The sequence below is a fragment of the Algoriphagus aurantiacus genome (assembly GCF_035156405.1).
Lineage (GTDB): Bacteria > Bacteroidota > Bacteroidia > Cytophagales > Cyclobacteriaceae > Algoriphagus > Algoriphagus aurantiacus.
Window position 1 is genome coordinate 53429 of the sequence record NZ_JAXRUT010000006.1, and the last position, 18020, is coordinate 71448.

At 37.3% G+C, this 18020-nt stretch carries 15 protein-coding genes; 8 read left to right on the top strand and 7 right to left on the bottom strand.

Going from position 1 to position 18020, the window contains the following annotated elements; genetic code table 11:
- Positions 1 to 181: 181 nt before the first annotated feature.
- The 5 genes from SYJ56_RS08010 to SYJ56_RS08030 all read left to right on the top strand — a co-directional run bounded on the left by SYJ56_RS08010 (position 182) and on the right by SYJ56_RS08030 (position 4545).
- Positions 182 to 940, top strand: a complete 759-nt coding sequence (locus SYJ56_RS08010; RefSeq protein WP_323833255.1) for a hypothetical protein — start codon at positions 182 to 184, stop codon at positions 938 to 940.
- Positions 941 to 1205: 265 nt separating this feature from the next.
- Entirely contained in the window at positions 1206 to 1658 is a 453-nt protein-coding gene (locus SYJ56_RS08015; RefSeq protein ID WP_323833257.1) for a hypothetical protein, read from the top strand.
- A gap of 131 nt (positions 1659 to 1789) precedes the next feature.
- Positions 1790 to 2851 carry an NUMOD1 domain-containing DNA-binding protein gene (locus tag SYJ56_RS08020; protein ID WP_323833259.1) on the top strand — a complete coding sequence of 354 codons (1062 nt, stop codon included), beginning with the start codon at positions 1790 to 1792 and terminating at the stop codon, positions 2849 to 2851.
- Between the two features lie 10 nt (positions 2852 to 2861).
- On the top strand, positions 2862 to 3254 hold the full coding sequence (locus SYJ56_RS08025) for a hypothetical protein (protein WP_323833261.1): 393 nt from the start codon (positions 2862 to 2864) through the stop codon (positions 3252 to 3254).
- Positions 3255 to 3990: 736 nt separating this feature from the next.
- Positions 3991 to 4545 (top strand): hypothetical protein, encoded by a 555-nt coding sequence (locus SYJ56_RS08030; protein WP_323833263.1) that lies wholly within the window; start codon positions 3991 to 3993, stop codon positions 4543 to 4545.
- Positions 4546 to 4735: 190 nt separating this feature from the next.
- On the opposite strand, the gene SYJ56_RS08035 is transcribed toward SYJ56_RS08030, so the two are convergent.
- Positions 4736 to 6328 (bottom strand): hypothetical protein, encoded by a 1593-nt coding sequence (locus SYJ56_RS08035; protein ID WP_323833265.1) that lies wholly within the window; start codon positions 6326 to 6328, stop codon positions 4736 to 4738.
- A 132-nt stretch (positions 6329 to 6460) separates the two neighbouring features.
- Here SYJ56_RS08035 and SYJ56_RS08040 point away from each other — a divergent pair, with 132 nt between their 5' ends.
- A complete protein-coding gene (locus SYJ56_RS08040) occupies positions 6461 to 7375 on the top strand; it encodes a helix-turn-helix transcriptional regulator (protein WP_323833267.1) in 915 nt (304 codons plus the stop codon).
- A 22-nt stretch (positions 7376 to 7397) separates the two neighbouring features.
- Here SYJ56_RS08040 and SYJ56_RS08045 read toward each other — a convergent pair whose 3' ends face one another.
- The 6 genes from SYJ56_RS08045 to SYJ56_RS08070 all read right to left on the bottom strand — a co-directional run bounded on the left by SYJ56_RS08045 (position 7398) and on the right by SYJ56_RS08070 (position 15750).
- A complete protein-coding gene (locus tag SYJ56_RS08045) occupies positions 7398 to 7703 on the bottom strand; it encodes a DUF3784 domain-containing protein (RefSeq protein ID WP_323833269.1) in 306 nt (101 codons plus the stop codon).
- 183 nt (positions 7704 to 7886) lie between these two features.
- On the bottom strand, positions 7887 to 9986 hold the full coding sequence (locus tag SYJ56_RS08050; RefSeq protein ID WP_323833271.1) for a M28 family peptidase: 2100 nt from the start codon (positions 9984 to 9986) through the stop codon (positions 7887 to 7889).
- 8 nt (positions 9987 to 9994) lie between these two features.
- Entirely contained in the window at positions 9995 to 11164 is a 1170-nt protein-coding gene (locus SYJ56_RS08055; RefSeq protein WP_323833273.1) for a C40 family peptidase, read from the bottom strand.
- Positions 11165 to 11248: 84 nt separating this feature from the next.
- On the bottom strand, positions 11249 to 12550 hold the full coding sequence (locus SYJ56_RS08060; protein WP_323833274.1) for an amidohydrolase family protein: 1302 nt from the start codon (positions 12548 to 12550) through the stop codon (positions 11249 to 11251).
- A 21-nt stretch (positions 12551 to 12571) separates the two neighbouring features.
- Entirely contained in the window at positions 12572 to 13957 is a 1386-nt protein-coding gene (locus SYJ56_RS08065) for an amidohydrolase family protein (protein WP_323833276.1), read from the bottom strand.
- A gap of 95 nt (positions 13958 to 14052) precedes the next feature.
- Positions 14053 to 15750 carry an amidohydrolase family protein gene (locus SYJ56_RS08070; RefSeq protein ID WP_323833278.1) on the bottom strand — a complete coding sequence of 566 codons (1698 nt, stop codon included), beginning with the start codon at positions 15748 to 15750 and terminating at the stop codon, positions 14053 to 14055.
- A 317-nt stretch (positions 15751 to 16067) separates the two neighbouring features.
- Here SYJ56_RS08070 and SYJ56_RS08075 point away from each other — a divergent pair, with 317 nt between their 5' ends.
- Both SYJ56_RS08075 and SYJ56_RS08080 read left to right on the top strand, forming a co-directional pair.
- Entirely contained in the window at positions 16068 to 16430 is a 363-nt protein-coding gene (locus SYJ56_RS08075) for a response regulator transcription factor (protein ID WP_323833280.1), read from the top strand.
- 3 nt (positions 16431 to 16433) lie between these two features.
- Entirely contained in the window at positions 16434 to 17993 is a 1560-nt protein-coding gene (locus SYJ56_RS08080; protein ID WP_323833282.1) for a HEAT repeat domain-containing protein, read from the top strand.
- The last annotated feature ends 27 nt before the right edge of the window (positions 17994 to 18020 follow it).

The following is an 18020-nucleotide window of genomic DNA, read 5'->3' on the forward strand; positions in this document are numbered from 1 at the left end:
ATCCAACATCCAAACCAGCCACATAGATCAAACTTGCCTATCAGCTAATGATTTAATGTTTTTGCATCAACTGGAAACAAACAAATTCCAGACGGTGGGAGCCAAGGGAAAAAGGGTTTACAACAACTTTTGCAACCTGCCTAAATCGCTTAGAGGGGCATTGAGGATAAATCATGAGAATTTGGCATTTGTTGATGTGGTGAATAGTCAAATGATCTTTTTGGCTTCACTAGTTAAATCACAGTTAGAAAGCCAATCAATCACTTTAGAGGATACCACCAATCATTTTATCCAACTGGTAACCGATGGGAAATTATATGAACATTTTGCCACTGAATTTGACCTAAGTAGGAATGAAGCAAAAGACGGAGTTTTTCAGATGATTTTTTCATCCAATAAATTCCAGTCAAAAATCAAAAAATCATTTAAAGCCCAATTCCCGCAAGTTTTTGCGGTTATGGTTCAGATAAAGGAAAAGGATCATAAGGTCTTGTCACACCTAATGCAACAAAAAGAGGCAGAGGTTGTTTTTAGGGCACTAGATTCAATCGAATACAGTAAAGAGGTGCTCACAGTTCACGATTCATTATATGCTGGGAAAAGTGACCTAAAGGCCATTGCAGATGCATTGATTAAATCATTTCAGATTGAAGGAATTAATGCAACCATAAATGTAAATGATCAAACGAAAATTAAGGTTTTTGAATCATTGGTTAATGAGATTGAAGATTTACCAGTAATAGAACCTATTAAAAATGAAATGTTCCAATTACCATTAAATCCCAATGATAGTGCAGGGAAAATTTTCATAGACTTATTAAAAACTAACGGTGTATATCATATTTTGAAAACTGATTCAGTCTCTTTTCCTTTAAAGGATAAGGGGTATATAAGTAGTTTGGCAACCGCTAAATTTAAATTGATTAGAAATATACCTTAAAAATAATTTATCTGCTTTTAAAAATTTTGAAATTCCAATAGTATTTATTTAAAATGATATAAATATGAACAGAATAGAGATAAGTTTAGAAGATGAAATTAAATTCAAAGAGTTTTTGATTCAATTAATATTTATTGATATATTTGAAGTATAATAATTTTTTGTTTTTGATATAAATGTAAAGACCTATCTTTCTGAGATAGGTTTTTTTTGTTTACACCACAATATTATAAATTTTTAGTAATTATTATATAAAAGTATAATAATGAAAAAGATATTCGAGTACATTAAAAATTTTATCCAAAAATGGATTGGAGTTAGTTTTGATTTTTTAAAAGATAATTCTGGTGTCGCTGTAAATGTTACCAATAAAATAAAAGAAATTGTTGAATCTCCTTTGGCTGATATTGTTACTGGTATAATTCCAAGTGATGTAGATGATAAAATAAAGGATCGGTTAAGGGTGATAATTCCAGTGGTAGTAGATAAACTTGCCATTCTACACGGTATAGTCTCAGTTAATGAAAAGAACAGTGATTCTATAGCCTTAATAATCGAACATCTTAAATTAATGAATAAAGACCTTAGAATTGATTTCTGGATAAGGTTCGCAGGTGAATTAAATATTGCCCTTTCTGATGGGGAATTATCTTTATCTGAAGGAATTTCTTTGACTCAAATAATATATGCTGAAAAGAAAGTTTCAATTGCAGCATAATTAATCTATTTAAATTAAAATATAAATGCCCTGATTTCAATTGATTTCAGGTTCATTTAATTAAATGAAAAAAAGTTTTAGAATTTTTTAAATTTTTCTGATTTTGTAGTATTTATATAAAAATAAACACTATGAAAAATAAAAAAAATAAGAATGTATTCAAATATGATTTGGATGGAAATTATATAAAAGGATATATTTCAGTTGCAGAAGCAACTGAAGAAACTAACGTTGCTTCATCTTCTATTTATCGAAATATTACTAATCATAAGAAATCAGCAGGAGGATTTATTTGGAGTTATGAAAAATTACAATCTGTACCTAGTCGATATAAAAAGATATATCAATATAATTTAGATGGAAATTTTCTTAATGAATATAAATCAATTTTAGAAGCTTCTAAAAAGTTAAATATTAAATATTACGGAATTTCACAAAATGCAAAGGGTTATACTAAATTTTTTGAAAATTATATTTGGAGTTTTGTGAAAATGGATAAAGTTCAACCTGTTGTTAAAAAGATTATCTATCAGTATGATTTTGAAGGGAATTTGATTAACCAATTTGAATCAGTTAAAGAAGCTTCAAAATTCTCTGGTATACTAGGTTCTAATATTTCGCATACTCTATATGGTAGGGCAGATTCAGCAGGTGGATTTATTTGGAGCTTTAGAAATGACATACCAGTTAAGTATAATTACAAATTTTTATATCAATATGATTTGGATGGAAATTTTATTAAGGAATTTAAATCTATTTCAGAAGCTTCTAAAGAAACAAATATTTTAGCTTCATCTATTACACAAAATGCAAAGCGTGGTTCAAAATCTGCTGGTGGATTTGTTTGGCGTTATACTAAAAAGGATAAAATAGGTAACTGTAATTTGAATAAGATTATTTATCAATATACTAAAAAAGGAGAGTTTATTAAAGAATATAATTCAGTTAAAAATGCATCAATAGAAACTAGCGTATCATATTCAAGTATTTATCAAAATGTTAAAGGTAAAACAAAAACAGCAGGTGGATTTATTTGGAGCTTTGAGAAAAAAGATGTCTTGAAAAATATAACTTCTAAAGATGATGTTTCTAATATTATTATAAATAAAGAAAAAAATGGTTATAATATTTCAATAGGTAATAATAAAATTATTTGGATAAGTGAAGAGTTAATTAGTAAATTTTGTAAGTAAATAAAAATGTATGTCAATTGAGAAAATAATATATAATACTGCAAGAGGTTTATTAAATTTAGATGATAAACTCTCTATATCAACTATATTTATTTTCTGTTATAAAAAAGACAGTGAACTATTTGCTGAATTACTTTATACAAATAATCATCAATCATTTATCAAAAAGCTTAACAGAATATATTCATCTTATCAGGTGGATTTCTCAATTAATCTAAAGGATAAAAATATAAATGATGCATTCTTAAAGACCCTTGAGAAGGTGAGAAAAGAATATGATGATAATGGATATTTTAAAGCACTATTTGAAAAAGATGAATTTGCAGTGGTTATTGCCAATATGATAAAAAATGATTTGAGAAAAATGGAATTCAAAAAGATTTTAAATTCACTGGCTGCTTAGAATGCTTAAAATCTGGCTTGCAGAAACAGGGTAAATTTAAGACTTCAGCCCATTGAAGGTGTCATTACTCCAAATCCAAAGAAAAAGCTTTAAAATGGCTTATTTTGGATTTATGAATTAAATCATTAATTTGAAATTGAAAAGGAGCTAATCACCCTAATTAAAACTTAATGTATAGTATGAATCCTGAATCAGAAACGGTTCAGGATTTTTTTTGTTAGCTTTAGGCTTGATGCCTGAATTGGTAGTGTAATAGTGGTGTAATACGGGTGTAATAATTAATTCAAGTAATTTAAAAAGGCTCTAAATAATACCCAATTTATTACACCATAATTTATAAAATGGTGAAATACAGGTGTTTATATCAGTAAATTAATTAATCAAACAAATTAAGATCATTTGGCAGATTGTCCAAAGATTTGATGGCTTGCTGGCAGGAAAAAATGGTGTACTCGGTTAGAGTTATTAGTTCTCAGTAGTTAGTCCCAGTGATCAGTCTCAGTTTTCAGAGTTCAAAAATACATAGCAGATGTTTGTGTCACACGAATGGTTAAATGTAATTAATACTTGACATCCCCCAGTGAGTAGATTTATAAAGGGTCAATGATCAGATTCAATTTTCAAGTTGAAAAATAATGGATTTCCGCTCTCTGTGTCATACATCGTGTACACCTCGGTTAAAATAAATCATTCTTCCAGTTCTGTATTACTTAATGAAATGGATTAACTTACCACTGTGGATTTAGGAAATATACTTTATATCGTCGCAGTTTTAGCCTATTTTATTTACCAGGCTACCAAAGGCAGGAAAAAGAATCAGAATGGAGAGTCGCAAGAAATGGCCGATGAGCCTGATCAGAAGCCGGTTTCCTTTGAGGATTTGATGCGTGAAATCCGCGATGCGCAAAAGCCAAAACAAGCAGAGCCGACGAAACCTAGAATGCAACCTGCTCCAGTAAATCAACCCAAACCGATTGAGTATCAGCGTACAGCTGAGCCAGTAGTAAGGCCGGAGTGGAGAGCTGACCCAGCTCCTGCGGTGAAGAGATTTCCAACCAAAAAATGGGAAGAGGCAGACGATGAAATTGAATATTATCAAGGAGCATTCGAAAAGACAAAATCTGATCTAACTAAAACCTCCAAGGGAATTCCAGAAATTCCTTCTTTGAAAGAAGTGACTGTAGAATCATCCAGTTATGGAAGAAGTAGATATGCCCGAATGCTAAAAGATCCCCAAAGTATCAGAGACGCTATTGTTCTGAAAGAGCTCTTGGATAAAAAGTATTTTTAGAGACAGCAATCAGTGCCTTTGACTCTTTTCTAAAAGTCTATGTTTAACCACTAAAGCCTCCGTGAGTGTCTCACTCACGGAAAAGCGGATATTCAAGTCCGTTCGTGACGACACGAACGGCGACAGCGGAAATTTTGGATAGAAAGCATTTTTAGTAAATAATTTCAAATTAGAGATTTCAAATTTGAAATTATTTCAGCTCTTTCATATAGATCCCCTTCCATATTACTCCGTCACTTTCTTCTTCCTGTAAGGTGTATCCCAGCTTTTCAAGCTTGAGCAGTACACGGTCAAATTCCTCTTGTTCCTGCGGATAGGCATGCCTGTAATAGGAGTACATCACAAGTCTAACAGTATCCGTTTTGGAATTCTCCCAGCTTAATAGACTCTCTAACCCGTTGAGCTTTTCTTGACTGATTTCATCTTCAGGGAAAAGCACTTGATCACTGAATTCCAGAAAATCATTGGTCAATAAAAATGATTGGTTTCCAGATGATTGAACTTCTTTGCTTAAAGTTTCAATCATGAAATTGTATTGCTTCAGATTTTTTTGATACGGGATAGCCAGTAAGGCTGGAGCAATTAGAATTCCAGCGAAAACAATAGGCTGAAATTTTGAATGATAAATAGATACAGCTCCCACCAATGCCAGTTGAAATCCAGCCATTTTCCAATCCATCTGCGTGATACTGATTACAGCACCCATAGCAAGTAATCCCATTATTCTGATTCTCCATTTTCCGGAACTTAGCCATTCCTTCCAGCCTAATGCAATCAACATTGCAAGAATGGGAATAAGTATGATCAGGTGTCTTGGGTTAAGGTAAATTGGATTGTAAAATTCCAGCGTGGAACTCATAAACCAAAATCCAAGTAGTAGGCATAGGAATGCTAAACTGGATTCAAACTGAGGAGTTTTTTTGGTATTCAATCCCAAATGAATTCCCGGCATGGCAAAGACAATCCAAGCCCAATAAGATCGCTCTACAAAAGTAATAATGGGTAAGATTGTCAGCCTATTTAGCATTGACCAAAAGTTTTTGTCAGCATAAGTGAATTCAGAGATGTAATGACCGGCATTAATGGAAGTAATACGGTGAAATGGATCGCCGAATTCTATCCAAAAATAGCCTAAGTAGACACTGAGAAGTATAACCCCAGTTACCAAAATGGATAAGTAAAATGGGCTGGAAATAGCCTTCCTCCTCAGATCAAGGACAAAAAGTAGAAGGGGAAAAGGGGCCAATAGCACAATCGTTTCCTTCGTTAGAAAACCTAAAAACAAAGCTAAAACCAACATAAACCCAGAAAATACAGGTTTAGCTTTTCGGTAGGAGGCTGCTACAGGAACTAGACAGACAAAGAGCACCAAAAGGCTGTCCGGATAGACTTTGGTGAGAAAATGAAGAAAATAAACCTGCGTACAACACCACAAAACCAAAACCCAGGCGGCTGCTGATTTGGGGAGAATTTTCAGTAGTAAAAATAGCGTCAAAACATAGCTTATGAGTGATATTAGAGAGATGATATGGGCATCAAATCCAAGCAAATACCCAATAAGTCCAGCCGGCACGTAAGCTCCCCAGCGACTGGAGAAGTGATAGTCACTGACTTCCATCGTACCTTCCCAGAACTTTTTGCCTGCAAGTAAGTAATAGACATCGTCGCTGAATGTGATGCCATCGAAGCCAAAGTACCAATAGGCGAGAAGAAAGAGAGTGCCTATAGCAAAAGCTGAAAATTGGGCTTTGGGAAAAAATGGTTCCGGTTTTAGGCTATTCATTGAGCTAAAATTAGAAGGAATTTTCGTTTTACTATGAAAATGTCTATCATAGATTTAGTGACAATACACGTCAATTTCAAAAATAGCTTGTCTCATTTGTTTACTTTTAACTTTCCAAATTTAGAATCTACTATGAACCAGTCAGGAAAGATCGAGCAGCAAAAAATACTTCGTGTATTCAAACTGATAAATCTATTGCAAAGTAATATCGGAAAGCCTGTGCATAGACTTTCCGAACTTCTGGAGACGGATGAACGCACAATTTATCGCTACTTCAAATTGCTGGAAGCTTTGGGTTTTGAGGTGGTGAAGGAATTTAGCAAATACAAGATTCAGCATAGGCCAGGAATGGATCAGACACTAAACTATGGCACTTTCTCGCAAGAGGAAAGCCAATGGCTGCGGTCAATGATTGAAAGTCAAGGAAAAGGGAACTTGTTACATGATTCGATTCTCAAAAAACTGGCGGTTCGCTCAGAAGTTAAGCAGGGAACTGAGCAGCTTTTCAAAGCAAATCTCGGCAGGTTAGTAGATGAAATTGGTCAAAGTATTCAGCAAAAAAAGCAAGTGTGGTTGAAAGATTATTATTCACTTAGTTCTGATACCACAAGTGACCGTTTGGTTGAGCCTGTTGCTTTTTCATCTAATTACGAAACAATTCATGCCTTTGAGCCAGCAAGTAAAAGCATGAAGGTTTTTAAAATCGAGCGAATAGGAGAGGTGGTTTTGAGTCAGGGAGAATGGAAACATGAAGCTAAACATCAGCTTCCTGGTACTCAGCTTTTTGGCTTCACAGGAAAAAATAAATTTTTAGTGAAATTGAAGCTAAGCAAGAAAGCCTACCAACTCATGATGGAAGAGCACCCTAATGCTCGACCGTTTATGTCCATTAAAAATAGAAATCAGTATTATTTTCATGGAGAAGTTCCACAGCTTCCTGGTTTGGGAAGGTTTATTTTAGGTTTGCCAGGTGAGATAAAGGTGGAAGAAGGGGAGGAGATGAAGTCATACCTTGAGGAGCAAAGGGCAAGAATTACAATAGGCTAAGAGCAATCTGAAAGAGTGCAAATTACCTTGCTCGTTTATTGATAAGTAAATTTCCAAAAACAACCATAACTACCATACCAACTATAGTCACTAGAATACTTATTCTGCTTAATGATGGATAATTTAGCCAAATAGCTGCAAAGTATCCTGCTATACTCATCACTCCCATGGCTCCAAATAGAATTGAAGCAAACGTGGGCAATCCATTGGCAATAGCATTTTCTTTTTCTCTATTTGATAAGCTATGGTAACCCGCTAACAGATTTGGGAAAAATTTGACTGCAACTGCAATTGCAATATAAAGCAAGCCTATATAAATACTTTCCATGATGATTTGTTGGTTAAAAGCAATAGTGAAATATAAGTATTTCAAAAATAGTTAACAAATGGCTTAGTTTGCTTTAACAGGTTTTTTATCAGGATATTTTTAAAACTAAAAAAGGACATAGAAATTAATCCAAGCCTTTTCTTACGTTTAAAATCTAATGTCTTAAGTCTAATATTTTACCTCTTATTTCAGGCTTTTAGTCATCTTTTCTACTTTCTTGCTCAAGTCCAAAATTGCTTTTGAATAACGAGTATCCCATTCTTCTAATCGCGCTGTTGACTTGGTTTCTACTTCATATTTAATACCTGGCAAAATCCATGAAGCATATCCAGAGAATGGATCTGTACTAACATAGAGGGATCTATACCAACTACCGAAATACATTCCCTTTGGATCAATCCAGCTCTTTTCTAACCCAATCAATTCTTTATTCAGCACATGTATTTCTTTCTCAGAAAGCTCACCAGATTCCAGCGCAGCATTCATGGCTGTTTCATATGCAGCTGAACTCACTTTTAACTTCTCGATAGCTGCGTCTACTTTGTCAAAGGTGCTGAATGAAGAATCCATTTCTTTCACCTCTGTCACTGCATTATCAAAATGCATTCTCAAATCCTGCGCATATCTTGGCACATCGTAAGGGATGATAGTGGCATTAGCCAATCGAAGGGTGAGTATTCCGATAACAGAAGCTAGAGTTCCACCCATTTTGAAAGTCGGGTCAACAAACTTGCTGTAGTAATGGAAGTTGTCATAGTTTGAATGATAGGCAGACGTTCCGCCTGTTCCCCCACTCATGCTTGGTACACCAGCATACATATAGAAGGCAATGTGATCTGATCCTCCGCCTAGATTTCCGATTTTAGGCTCTTCATTTTTGCCCGCCCAAACCTCATAAACAGATTTGGCAGAATCCGGATAAGCAACTTCCTTGGAAGCCTCAATAATCAGGTTTTTCAACGTAGGAGCAGTAGAAACACCAAAGTTTCTTCCTGAAACCGCTGCGTCAAAATTCATATAGATTACAGCTTTTGCTCCCAATTCATCTTTGAATTGCTCCACCCATTCCGTAGAACCGATCACGCCTTGCTCTTCTGCATCCCAATGCCCGATCAAAATGGATCTTTTGGGACGCTCGCCGTTCTTAATTAATTCTCCCATAGCTTCAGCCAAAGTAAGCATCATGGCAGTGCCAGAGTTGGGATCTGTCGCGCCAAAACTCCATGCATCGTAATGGCTTCCCAATATGATCCACTCATCAGGATACTCACTTCCTTCGAACTTGCCAATGACATTATTAGCTCTGATATAATCGACTGGCTGCTCTACTTTCACTCGTACCTTCAAATCAGAACCTCCTGTGATTCTGTAATCGATAGGCAATCCTCCTTGCCATTCCTCAGGAACAGAAGAACCTTTCATTCTGCTTAAAATCTCTTTGGCTGCACCATATCCAATCGGCGATACCGGAATGGTGTGGAAAGCCACATCTTTTGGATCTAAGCGCTTTACTTTTTTCTCTCCATCTAAAGGAAGTGCGGGCTCGAACGGAGTCAAAGGATCTCCAGTATAATTAAGTGTTAGCAAAGAACCACGTTGGATAGTAGTTTCATTATAAAAAGGACCGTCAGGATATACATCGCCTTTTCCAAATCCAGAGTCCTTTGGATCAGTATAAATGATTAATGCACCTGCTCCATATTGCTCTGCAAATTGAGCCTTGTACCCACGAAAATTTCCACCATATCGGGCTATGACAACTTTGCCTTTCAGGTCAACTCCCATCTCTGCAAGTTTCTCGAAGTCAGCTTTCACTCCATAATTCGCGTAAACCACCTCCTCTGTGACATCTCCAGAACCTGAGTAGGCATTAAATCCCTTATGAAGTCTGGGATCTGTGGAAAAAGGATCTCCTTCGATTGGACCTTCTTGCTGCGAAAGTGTGATTTTATCTGGCGCGATAATCTCCAAAAGTGACTCGCCTGGATCATTTGGCAAATAGACATCATAAGGGTAGGAAGTCACGTTCATTCCGGCATTTCTCATCACTTTGGTCAAGTAAGTAGCTACGGCTTCATTTTCGGGGGTTCCAGCAATGTGTGGGGCTTTTGTCAGTTCTTTTAAGTGAACTTTGAAACTGTCAAAATTGACTGCTTTTAGATATTCTTGTTCTAGGGATACCTCTTTGCTTTTGTCGTTTGGGAAAAAGCCTGTGAGCTGTTGGGCGTTTGCTGAAAGACCTAAGCCAATAGCGAATGCAATACCTAAAAATGGTTTGTTCATAGACATGTTTATTTGATAGTTAAAAGTTCTGAAACGGATAAAATATGTTCGGAAGGCACATTGACAATTCTTTTGGTTCTTAGGTATCTGCCAAGTTCATATTCATCATAATTGGGGTTTTCTGGATCAAAGCTAGATATTCTTACTAAGCCTCTAGAGTGGATAAATTCTCCATTTCCTATCCACATCCCAACGTGAACCACGCGTTCTTTTTTCTCAGAGGTACCTTTCACTCCAAAAAAGAGTAAGTCTCCGACTTGAAGTTTGTCCCAATTTTTATCGGCATCTACTAGCTCTCCTTCATTGATTTGTTGTGAGGCATCCCGGGGAATAATCTGTCCATTGAGGTAATAAATCGTCTTGGTAAATCCGCTACAATCCACACCTTTGATTGAAGTACCTCCCCAGAGATATGGAATTCCCATCATTTGCTTAGCTGTAGAAATCAGCGCTTCAGGAGAAGTATTTCTGGAAGCAATCCAGCTTTCCCAATCTTGAGCCTCTTTTGCAGAAATCCAGCCTTGACGTCCATCAGGAAGCTTTACTTTCAGCTGGTCTTTTGTCTCTTGTTCAAGTGTCAAAATATCGCCAGCAACTAAGTCAGATACCATTTCAGTCTGTTCGGTACTTTGCCAGATATGTCCTGTCAGGGCCGTGTAAACTACTTTTGGCTCTCTAAACCAATGCTGCATCTCCTCCTCAGTCATCAAATGTATGCCAGCTCTGTCCACCCAAGAAAGGTAGCCATCAGGAGTTTGGACTAGAAACCAACCGTCATCTTCTTTTAGAACATTAAGTGGTGTACCCATTAGGGCTTGGGTTGCAAGTTCGGCTGAATGCTTTGGGTTGCTTCGGATATTTGCCACAGAGATGGTTACCAAAGCTTTGGTTTTTCCTCCCATAGCAGCATCAGGCAATCGCACTACGGCATCGGTAAAGTTGATTTGTTGGGATTTGAGTTCTTCGATCAAATTTTCTAGAGCCTCGACTTGATCAGTTTCTCCCTTAAGAGAGTCATTTTCAAAGGTCAAGTTCCAAAGTGCCACACGTTTATCCGGTGCAATTTCGGCTCTTTTTGCCTCGATTATATTGCTTACTCCCTCGTTTTTATTCTTGCTTTCACAAGAAAATAAAACAGCAATCAGGGAAATTAGAATTGGGGTATATATTCTTTTCATAACAGAGGCAAAATAAAAGAAAACCACAAGAAAAGCCCGAAATTTGAACTCCTCTTGTGGTTTTAATTGATATAGATCAGAAGATTAATTCATCTTCAATCCAGGAGAACGATCGAGGAACTCTTGGTAAAGTCGGATTTGACGGTTAGATAGCGGCATTCTATAGCCATTAATAAACACATGCATGATATTGGTTTTGGTTTCGAAAGGATCACCATCAGCAACAATCAGGTTTGCAACTTTTCCAGCTTCCACCGATCCGTACTGATCAGCCAAACCGAAGATCTCCGCAGGATTGATTGTCACAGCTTTCCATGCTTCTTCTTTGCCCATACCGTAAGCTGCAGCAAAAGCAGCGAAGAAAGGTAAATTCCTTACGTTCTCTTGATCATCTGTTCTGATTGCAACTTTTACGCCTGCTTTGACCATTTTACCTGCATTTGCATAAGGCGTGTCATAGCGATCTGAATCACGAGTGGGTAATGCTTGTATGGGTCCGGTAACTACTGGGATTCCCGATTTTGCGATTTCATCGGCAACTCTCCAGCCTTCTGCTACGCCAGTAAAGATTACTTTGGCATCCTTTCCTTCTACCCATTTGATAGCTGCCTGAATATCAGCCGCCACATTTACTTCGATCAAAAGAGGAAGTTCACCAGTTGTTGCTTTGGCAAGATGCTCCATTTCTGGGTAATATTCCAAATCCGCACCATTTGAAGCTAGCGAACCATAGGTAGTAGCTTTATCCCACAGTTCATTTGCTTCTTTAAGGGCTTTTTCATTAGCCTTTTTGATATCCTCATCAGACCTACGGTCATATCTACCTCTACGTCCAGAGCTTGGAAAGTTCATCACAATCCCTTTGAAACCAGCATACATCTGATCTGGCGTGTAGCCATTAAGATTAATTAGAGCGGCTGTTCCTGGGAATAATCCGCCTGCTGGAACAGAAAGAACAGTTGTAACTCCTGAAACTCTTGTCACTGGAATAGCTACTGAATTTGGATTTACAGCAGTCAATGCCTGCATATTCGGAGTGAAATTTCCTACTTCCGCATAATCAACAGTCTCTGCAACAGAGTTAATCTCTACCAGGCCTAGCTTGGTACCTCCATCGATCATTCCCGGATAGATAAATTTCCCAGTGCAGTCTATTACCTCAGCCCCATCGGCAGAAATATTTGCACCTATTTCCTTGATTTTTCCATCTTCCACTAATACTGAGGTATTATTTAAAACGCCTTTAGTGATAGTTACTACCGTAGCATTTTGCAGTAAAAACGTACCTGCTCTAGGTTTGATGGTTTCCCCGTCGATCTGTGCTATTACCATCAACGGCAATAAGGCAAAGAGGAAGGCGAAAAAGGTTTTGTTTAGTCTTTGCATGTCTTCTTTAATAGCGGGTGGTTATTGATTTAATAGGAAAAGAGAATTGGTAGTCTCAAACAGATGTTCTGTGTCCTGCATGCATCGGTCGTTATGGTCGTCTGCTATCATTACAGGTTCTACCATTTCTGTAGGACTGACTTTTATCCGTTGATCGTCCGCATCTTCCTTGATGTCGAAATATTTCACGCCATCTACAAAAGTCATCTGGGGGACAGCATAAGATGAAAGGGGATGTCCTTCGAAAATCACCAAGTCAGCTTGCTTTCCTTCTTCTATAGAACCTACCTTATCAGAAATGCCCAATTGCTTGGCTGGATTGATAGTGATCATAGCAAGTGCCTGCTCATCTGTCATTCCACCATATCGCTGGGTCTTAGCAGCTTCGTGATACAAGTGACGGATCAACTCAGCATCATCAGAATTGATAGAAGTTATAGCCCCATTTTCTGTTAGGATAGCTGCGTTATATGCAGTAGAGTAGTACACCTCAAATTTGTAAGCCCACCAGTCAGCAAAGACAGATGCTCCCATGGTGTATTCTGCTATTTCCGGAGCTACTTTGAATCCTTCATTAGTATGTTGGAAAACCAGTTTAGTAATTCCAAAATCTCTAGCCACATTGATTAGCATGTAGATTTCATCTGCACGATAGGAGTGGCAATGAATAATAATCTTACCTTCTAAAATGTCAGATAAGATCTGAAGTCTTTCATTATGAACGGGAGAAAGTGCCGTGCTTCCTTTTTGAGCTGATACTTTGTTGTATTCATCCCAATTTTTCTTGTATTGAATAGATTCATTGAAACCGTTTCGGAGAATCGCTTCTACGCCCATTCTTGTGCGTGGTTGAATACCATTGCCTCTACCATGTACTCTGGTAGGGTTTTCGCCCAAAGCAAACTTAATGGTGCGTGGAGCCTCTTGCATGATGATGTCTGCAGGATCTGTAGATCCCCATCTATGCTTCAAGGTAGCATTTTGTCCACCGATCACATTGGCAGATCCATGCATCGCATGGGAGATAGTCACTCCACCAGCCAAAGCTCTATAGATTCCTACTTCATAGGGATTCACCACATCTTTCATCCGTACTTCCGCTACAATAGGGGAAGTGGATTCATTTACCACATCTAAGCCTAGGTGGGAGTGAGCATCTATAATACCTGGCATAAGGTACTTGCCAGCGGCATCTATAGTCGTTACTCCATTGGGAGCATTTAGATTTTGGCCTACTTTCTTGATGATACCATCTTGAACTAGAACATCTGAATTCTGAAGTGTTCCATTAGTAACCGTAAGTACGGTTGCATTCTTTATTAATACACTGCCTTTTTTCACTTGGGCTGAGGCAAACTGAATACTCAGACCCAACAGAGCGGCAAGAAAATAATTTACTTTTTTCATGTGTTTATAATTGTTTTTTAAAGGCCACATGGAATCTCTCATGGTCAATATTCATCCCATTGTGTGTCACTTGTATCATGCTCGATTTCATGTGTCTACTTATTTGCAATTAGAGTTGGATTGAGAGTGCCTTTAAATGGAAATGATCCATACTCGCCGACCGTCATAGTGGCTTCAAAGTTGCCATCACTGACCTCACCCGATACATCCACGGTAATCTCCATTCCATTAGCTGTAACATTAAATGAAAAGGATAAGGTACTTCCGTCCAAAACTACATTTTTGATGGACGAAGTTGTTTTGCCAGAACCAGAAGGATCATCGTAAGTGATCGTGCCAGTATAGTCTCCACCTTCTTTTTCAATAGAAAGTATTCCTCCCGAAGATCCGGCAGGGCTTTCTGAAGTGTAGTCCCAGTTTCCTTCGACTTTCACAGATCCATCGCCTTTACCGTCTTTAGATCCTTTCTTTTTTGTTTTGGTCTCATAGTCGTAGATGAAGCCATCTACTACCAGGTGCTTAATCTGAGAATCTTTTGCAAAAAGAGAATCCGTACTCAAAATCAAATTTGCAATTTTCCCTTTTTCGATAGATCCAGCAACTTTGCTCAAACCTAAGATGGAAGCAGGATTGGTGGTCAAAGCGGCAAGAGCTGCTTTTTCAGAAAGACCATTTTTTATCATTGTTTGAATAGCTTTCTTAATATCACCTGATTTAACACCTACAGTAGTGAATGCAAAAGGAATATCTGCTTCTTCCAATTTACCTGCTTGCGCAAGTGCTTTATCATAGGCTTCCTTCACACGGGCTTTAAGTGCCTTTACCTCGTCTGTGGCATCGTCCTTTTGAGCTTTAATCGCTTTATCATCTGGGATTTCTAATTTCACCAATACACTAGATCCTGAAGCTTTTATTACATCTAATACTCCTTCGTATTCTTCCAAATCCGTCAAGACCAATGTGAATCCTTTTTCTTTTTGTAGACTTATGGCTCTCCTGATTTCCAATTCTGAGGAAGCTGAGAATAGTATAGGAATTTGACCTGTGAGTACTTCCTGCATGGCATTGTAAGTAGGAGTGATCTCAGGACGCTTCAGTCCAGCAACAGTAGAATATTTTTGTGATCTCTCTGAAGTAAGCTTGGTGTTATCATATATCTCACGGAATTTCGCCATTACACCCACTGCAGTCCCTGGATAAATACCTCTGGAACCTCTGAAGCTGGCAACCAAAGCTGTGTTTTCCATCAATAAATTGGTGGAATTCTCATTTCCCAAAAGGACAATTGCTGCCTTTCCTGCTAGCATTCCTCCGTCAGGAATAATCTGGGCTATGGCGAATCCTACTTTTCTAAGGTCATCTACTTTACTGTCTTGAATAGAAAATTGATCAACTGCAGATCTCCATGGGGTGATTCCTGCGATTTCATCAGGAGGATTTGAGGAAACAAAGTTTTCTGGTCTTTCAGGATCCTTTGGTTTTGTAACTCCCACATCGCTAGCTCCGGCAATAAAACCAGGATAAATAAATAAGGAGTCTCCGGCGATTATTTTAGCTTCTTTAGGCAGGCTTATATCGTCTCCTACACCTAGTATCAGGCCGTCTTTAATGAGTATTGTTGCCTTTATTCCATTTTGGCCTGGAGCAGTGAAAACAGTTGCATTTGTTATTGCATAGGTATCAGTGATTCGTTTCTTTCCCGATGGATCACTCTGAGCGTGAGCCAAAGAAGAAGAAATTAAGCCTGAAACTAATATGCAAAAAATACCTGCATATAGGAGTTGTTTGTTCATATGATTTAATTGATTTTAAAGAAGAGAGGAGGTGTTGAAACTATAAATAGTATTGTACTAGCAAATGTTTATTCAGGTCAATCTCCTCTGTGTTGATGGTTAAATTTCGAAAAGCAAGCTAATAAAAGCGATTTCAGAATCCATTTGGAATTATTTTTTACACCTTATTATTTGATCAATGGCAGGATAGTGGATTTGAAATACTGTTTCATTTCTATAAGAAACATCCTCATTAATATGAATTTATTTGACTGGTAAATGGGGTTTTGTTTTAACCATTAGATCCTATATTTGAGGTCAGAGTCACCCACAGAAGAATGAAAAAAATCCTGATCATCGAGGATGATTTACTTATTTCCAGTCTAGTTCAATTCCGTCTGAAAAAGGATGGTTACGAAACTGTTTTGGTAAAAGATGGGAATGCCGGAATTATTGCCATCGATACAGAAACGCTCGATTTGATTATTACAGATGTCATGATTCCATTTAAAAACGGAATTGAAATCATCCATCATGCTATAAAAACAAAACCTGAAGTTCCTATAATAGTTTTGAGTTCATTGGGTGAAGAAGAAAAAATTGTGTTGGAAGCCTTCAATTTGGGGGTGGCTGATTTTATCCCCAAACCTTTTAACCCGAATGAGCTGGCTATCCGTGTTAAACGTATTCTGAGATCCTGATTCATGAAAGCTAAAAACGCATTTGCACTTGTGTTCTTGCTTTTTTTGGTGATCAAAATAGGTGAGGTTTTCGGTCAGGAAGAGCTAGTTTTGACAGATTCAAGTTCATTTGTAGATTTTTTAATAAGTGAAGGGGAAATCCCCGGATTGCATTTTCGTTTAGTTGATTCTTCACATGAGATAATTTTAGACAGTGTTCTAAATTCTAACTCTTCTTCTGGGATGATTTCTGATTTTAATACTATCCTAGCATTGAAGGATAAGCTTTTGATGTCAGATTCTCTTGTTCCTCAGGTTCAATATTTGATATATGAGGAACCAAATACTTTCGCAGCGACGCAGGAATACGTTTCAAACCTCCTTAGAAATGGTGATTTAGTAGCTAAGACGGCTGATACGTCGAATGGCAAAGACTTAATTTCCTTAGCAAGTAGAGAGCGGTATTCTCCTTTCCTCAAAGGTACCTATGCCTATTTTGGAGATTTTAAAATTTTTGCTGTTTCAATAATAATTTCAGTCTTCTTCATTTCTGCATTTACGATGATTCTCTTTATGATGATTTTCAAAGCAAGGAGAAATCGAAAGGAGGTATTGCAGGGAGTCTACGACGAGCAGGTTGTAGGCCCACTTTCTGAGATTTTATTTGAAAAGACCCTTGAGGAATTGGAATTATTGAGTGATGAGGAATTGTATGAAAACTTTCCTGCAAAGCTGCTCAAAAAACCTCTCTATGTGCAAGTGCTAGTAGAACGAATACTGGCTTTGAACAAAACAATGAAGGGTGATTTTAAGCTTAAACTGAAAGCACTCTATCGAAGATTAGAGCTCGACAAGAGGTCCATCAAAAAGTTGCATAGCTCAAAATGGGACAAAGTGGTGATAGGATTAGTTGAGGTAAATGAGATGGACTTAACAGAGGCGATGAAGGATGTAAGGAAGCTTGTCAATTCTCCTAATTTTTACATTCGTTCTCAGGCCGTGGCGACATTATTGAATCTTTCGGATAGTGTAGATCTTTCCTTTCTGCGGGACCAGACTTTTCCGCTTTCTACATGGCAGCAGATGAATTATTTGCGAATTATTAAGTTCCTGAATTCCTCAAGAGATCTCAATATAAATAGTTTGTTCTGTTCTAATAATCAGAGTATTAGGTTATTTGGTTATAAACTGGTTAGGATACTTGGACTAGTGGATCTATTGGCGGAATTGGAAGAAAAATTTGAATCGGTATCCGATGAAGAGAAAATAGAGATTATCAAAACATTCGAATATCTGGGGATTCCAACTCAAACTGAATTAATTAATGGTAGTCTAAAGTCTGAAAACAAGGAGTTGGTTTCTGCGGCGGCCAAGGCGGCAGGCTCAATTGGCGATGATACTACAGCAAGAATAATTTGCAAAATATTGGAAGAATCCCCTGATTTTAGACAGAAGATGAATTTGCTGAAAAGCCTTCAAAATCTAAATAAAGAGCTTTACAGGCAATTTATTTTTGAAAATTCAACTTCTGATCTACGAAGAATTGACAAGCACTTACTAGACCCTCTGCTACAAGATGTATAATTTCTTGTTCTATCTGATAATGGAAGT

Bases quoted from the DNA above. Each gene is read 5' to 3' on its own strand.
- SYJ56_RS08015 (WP_323833257.1), top strand. From the start codon at position 1,206: ATGAAAAAGATATTCGAGTACATTAAAAATTTTATCCAAAAATGGATT.
- SYJ56_RS08020 (WP_323833259.1), top strand. From the start codon at position 1,790: ATGAAAAATAAAAAAAATAAGAATGTATTCAAATATGATTTGGATGGA.
- SYJ56_RS08025 (WP_323833261.1), top strand. From the start codon at position 2,862: ATGTCAATTGAGAAAATAATATATAATACTGCAAGAGGTTTATTAAAT.
- SYJ56_RS08035 (WP_323833265.1), bottom strand. From the start codon at position 6,328: ATGAATAGCCTAAAACCGGAACCATTTTTTCCCAAAGCCCAATTTTCA.
- SYJ56_RS08040 (WP_323833267.1), top strand. From the start codon at position 6,461: ATGAACCAGTCAGGAAAGATCGAGCAGCAAAAAATACTTCGTGTATTC.
- SYJ56_RS08045 (WP_323833269.1), bottom strand. From the start codon at position 7,703: ATGGAAAGTATTTATATAGGCTTGCTTTATATTGCAATTGCAGTTGCA.
- SYJ56_RS08050 (WP_323833271.1), bottom strand. From the start codon at position 9,986: ATGAACAAACCATTTTTAGGTATTGCATTCGCTATTGGCTTAGGTCTT.
- SYJ56_RS08055 (WP_323833273.1), bottom strand. From the start codon at position 11,164: ATGAAAAGAATATATACCCCAATTCTAATTTCCCTGATTGCTGTTTTA.
- SYJ56_RS08060 (WP_323833274.1), bottom strand. From the start codon at position 12,550: ATGCAAAGACTAAACAAAACCTTTTTCGCCTTCCTCTTTGCCTTATTG.
- SYJ56_RS08065 (WP_323833276.1), bottom strand. From the start codon at position 13,957: ATGAAAAAAGTAAATTATTTTCTTGCCGCTCTGTTGGGTCTGAGTATT.
- SYJ56_RS08070 (WP_323833278.1), bottom strand. From the start codon at position 15,750: ATGAACAAACAACTCCTATATGCAGGTATTTTTTGCATATTAGTTTCA.
- SYJ56_RS08075 (WP_323833280.1), top strand. From the start codon at position 16,068: ATGAAAAAAATCCTGATCATCGAGGATGATTTACTTATTTCCAGTCTA.
- SYJ56_RS08080 (WP_323833282.1), top strand. From the start codon at position 16,434: ATGAAAGCTAAAAACGCATTTGCACTTGTGTTCTTGCTTTTTTTGGTG.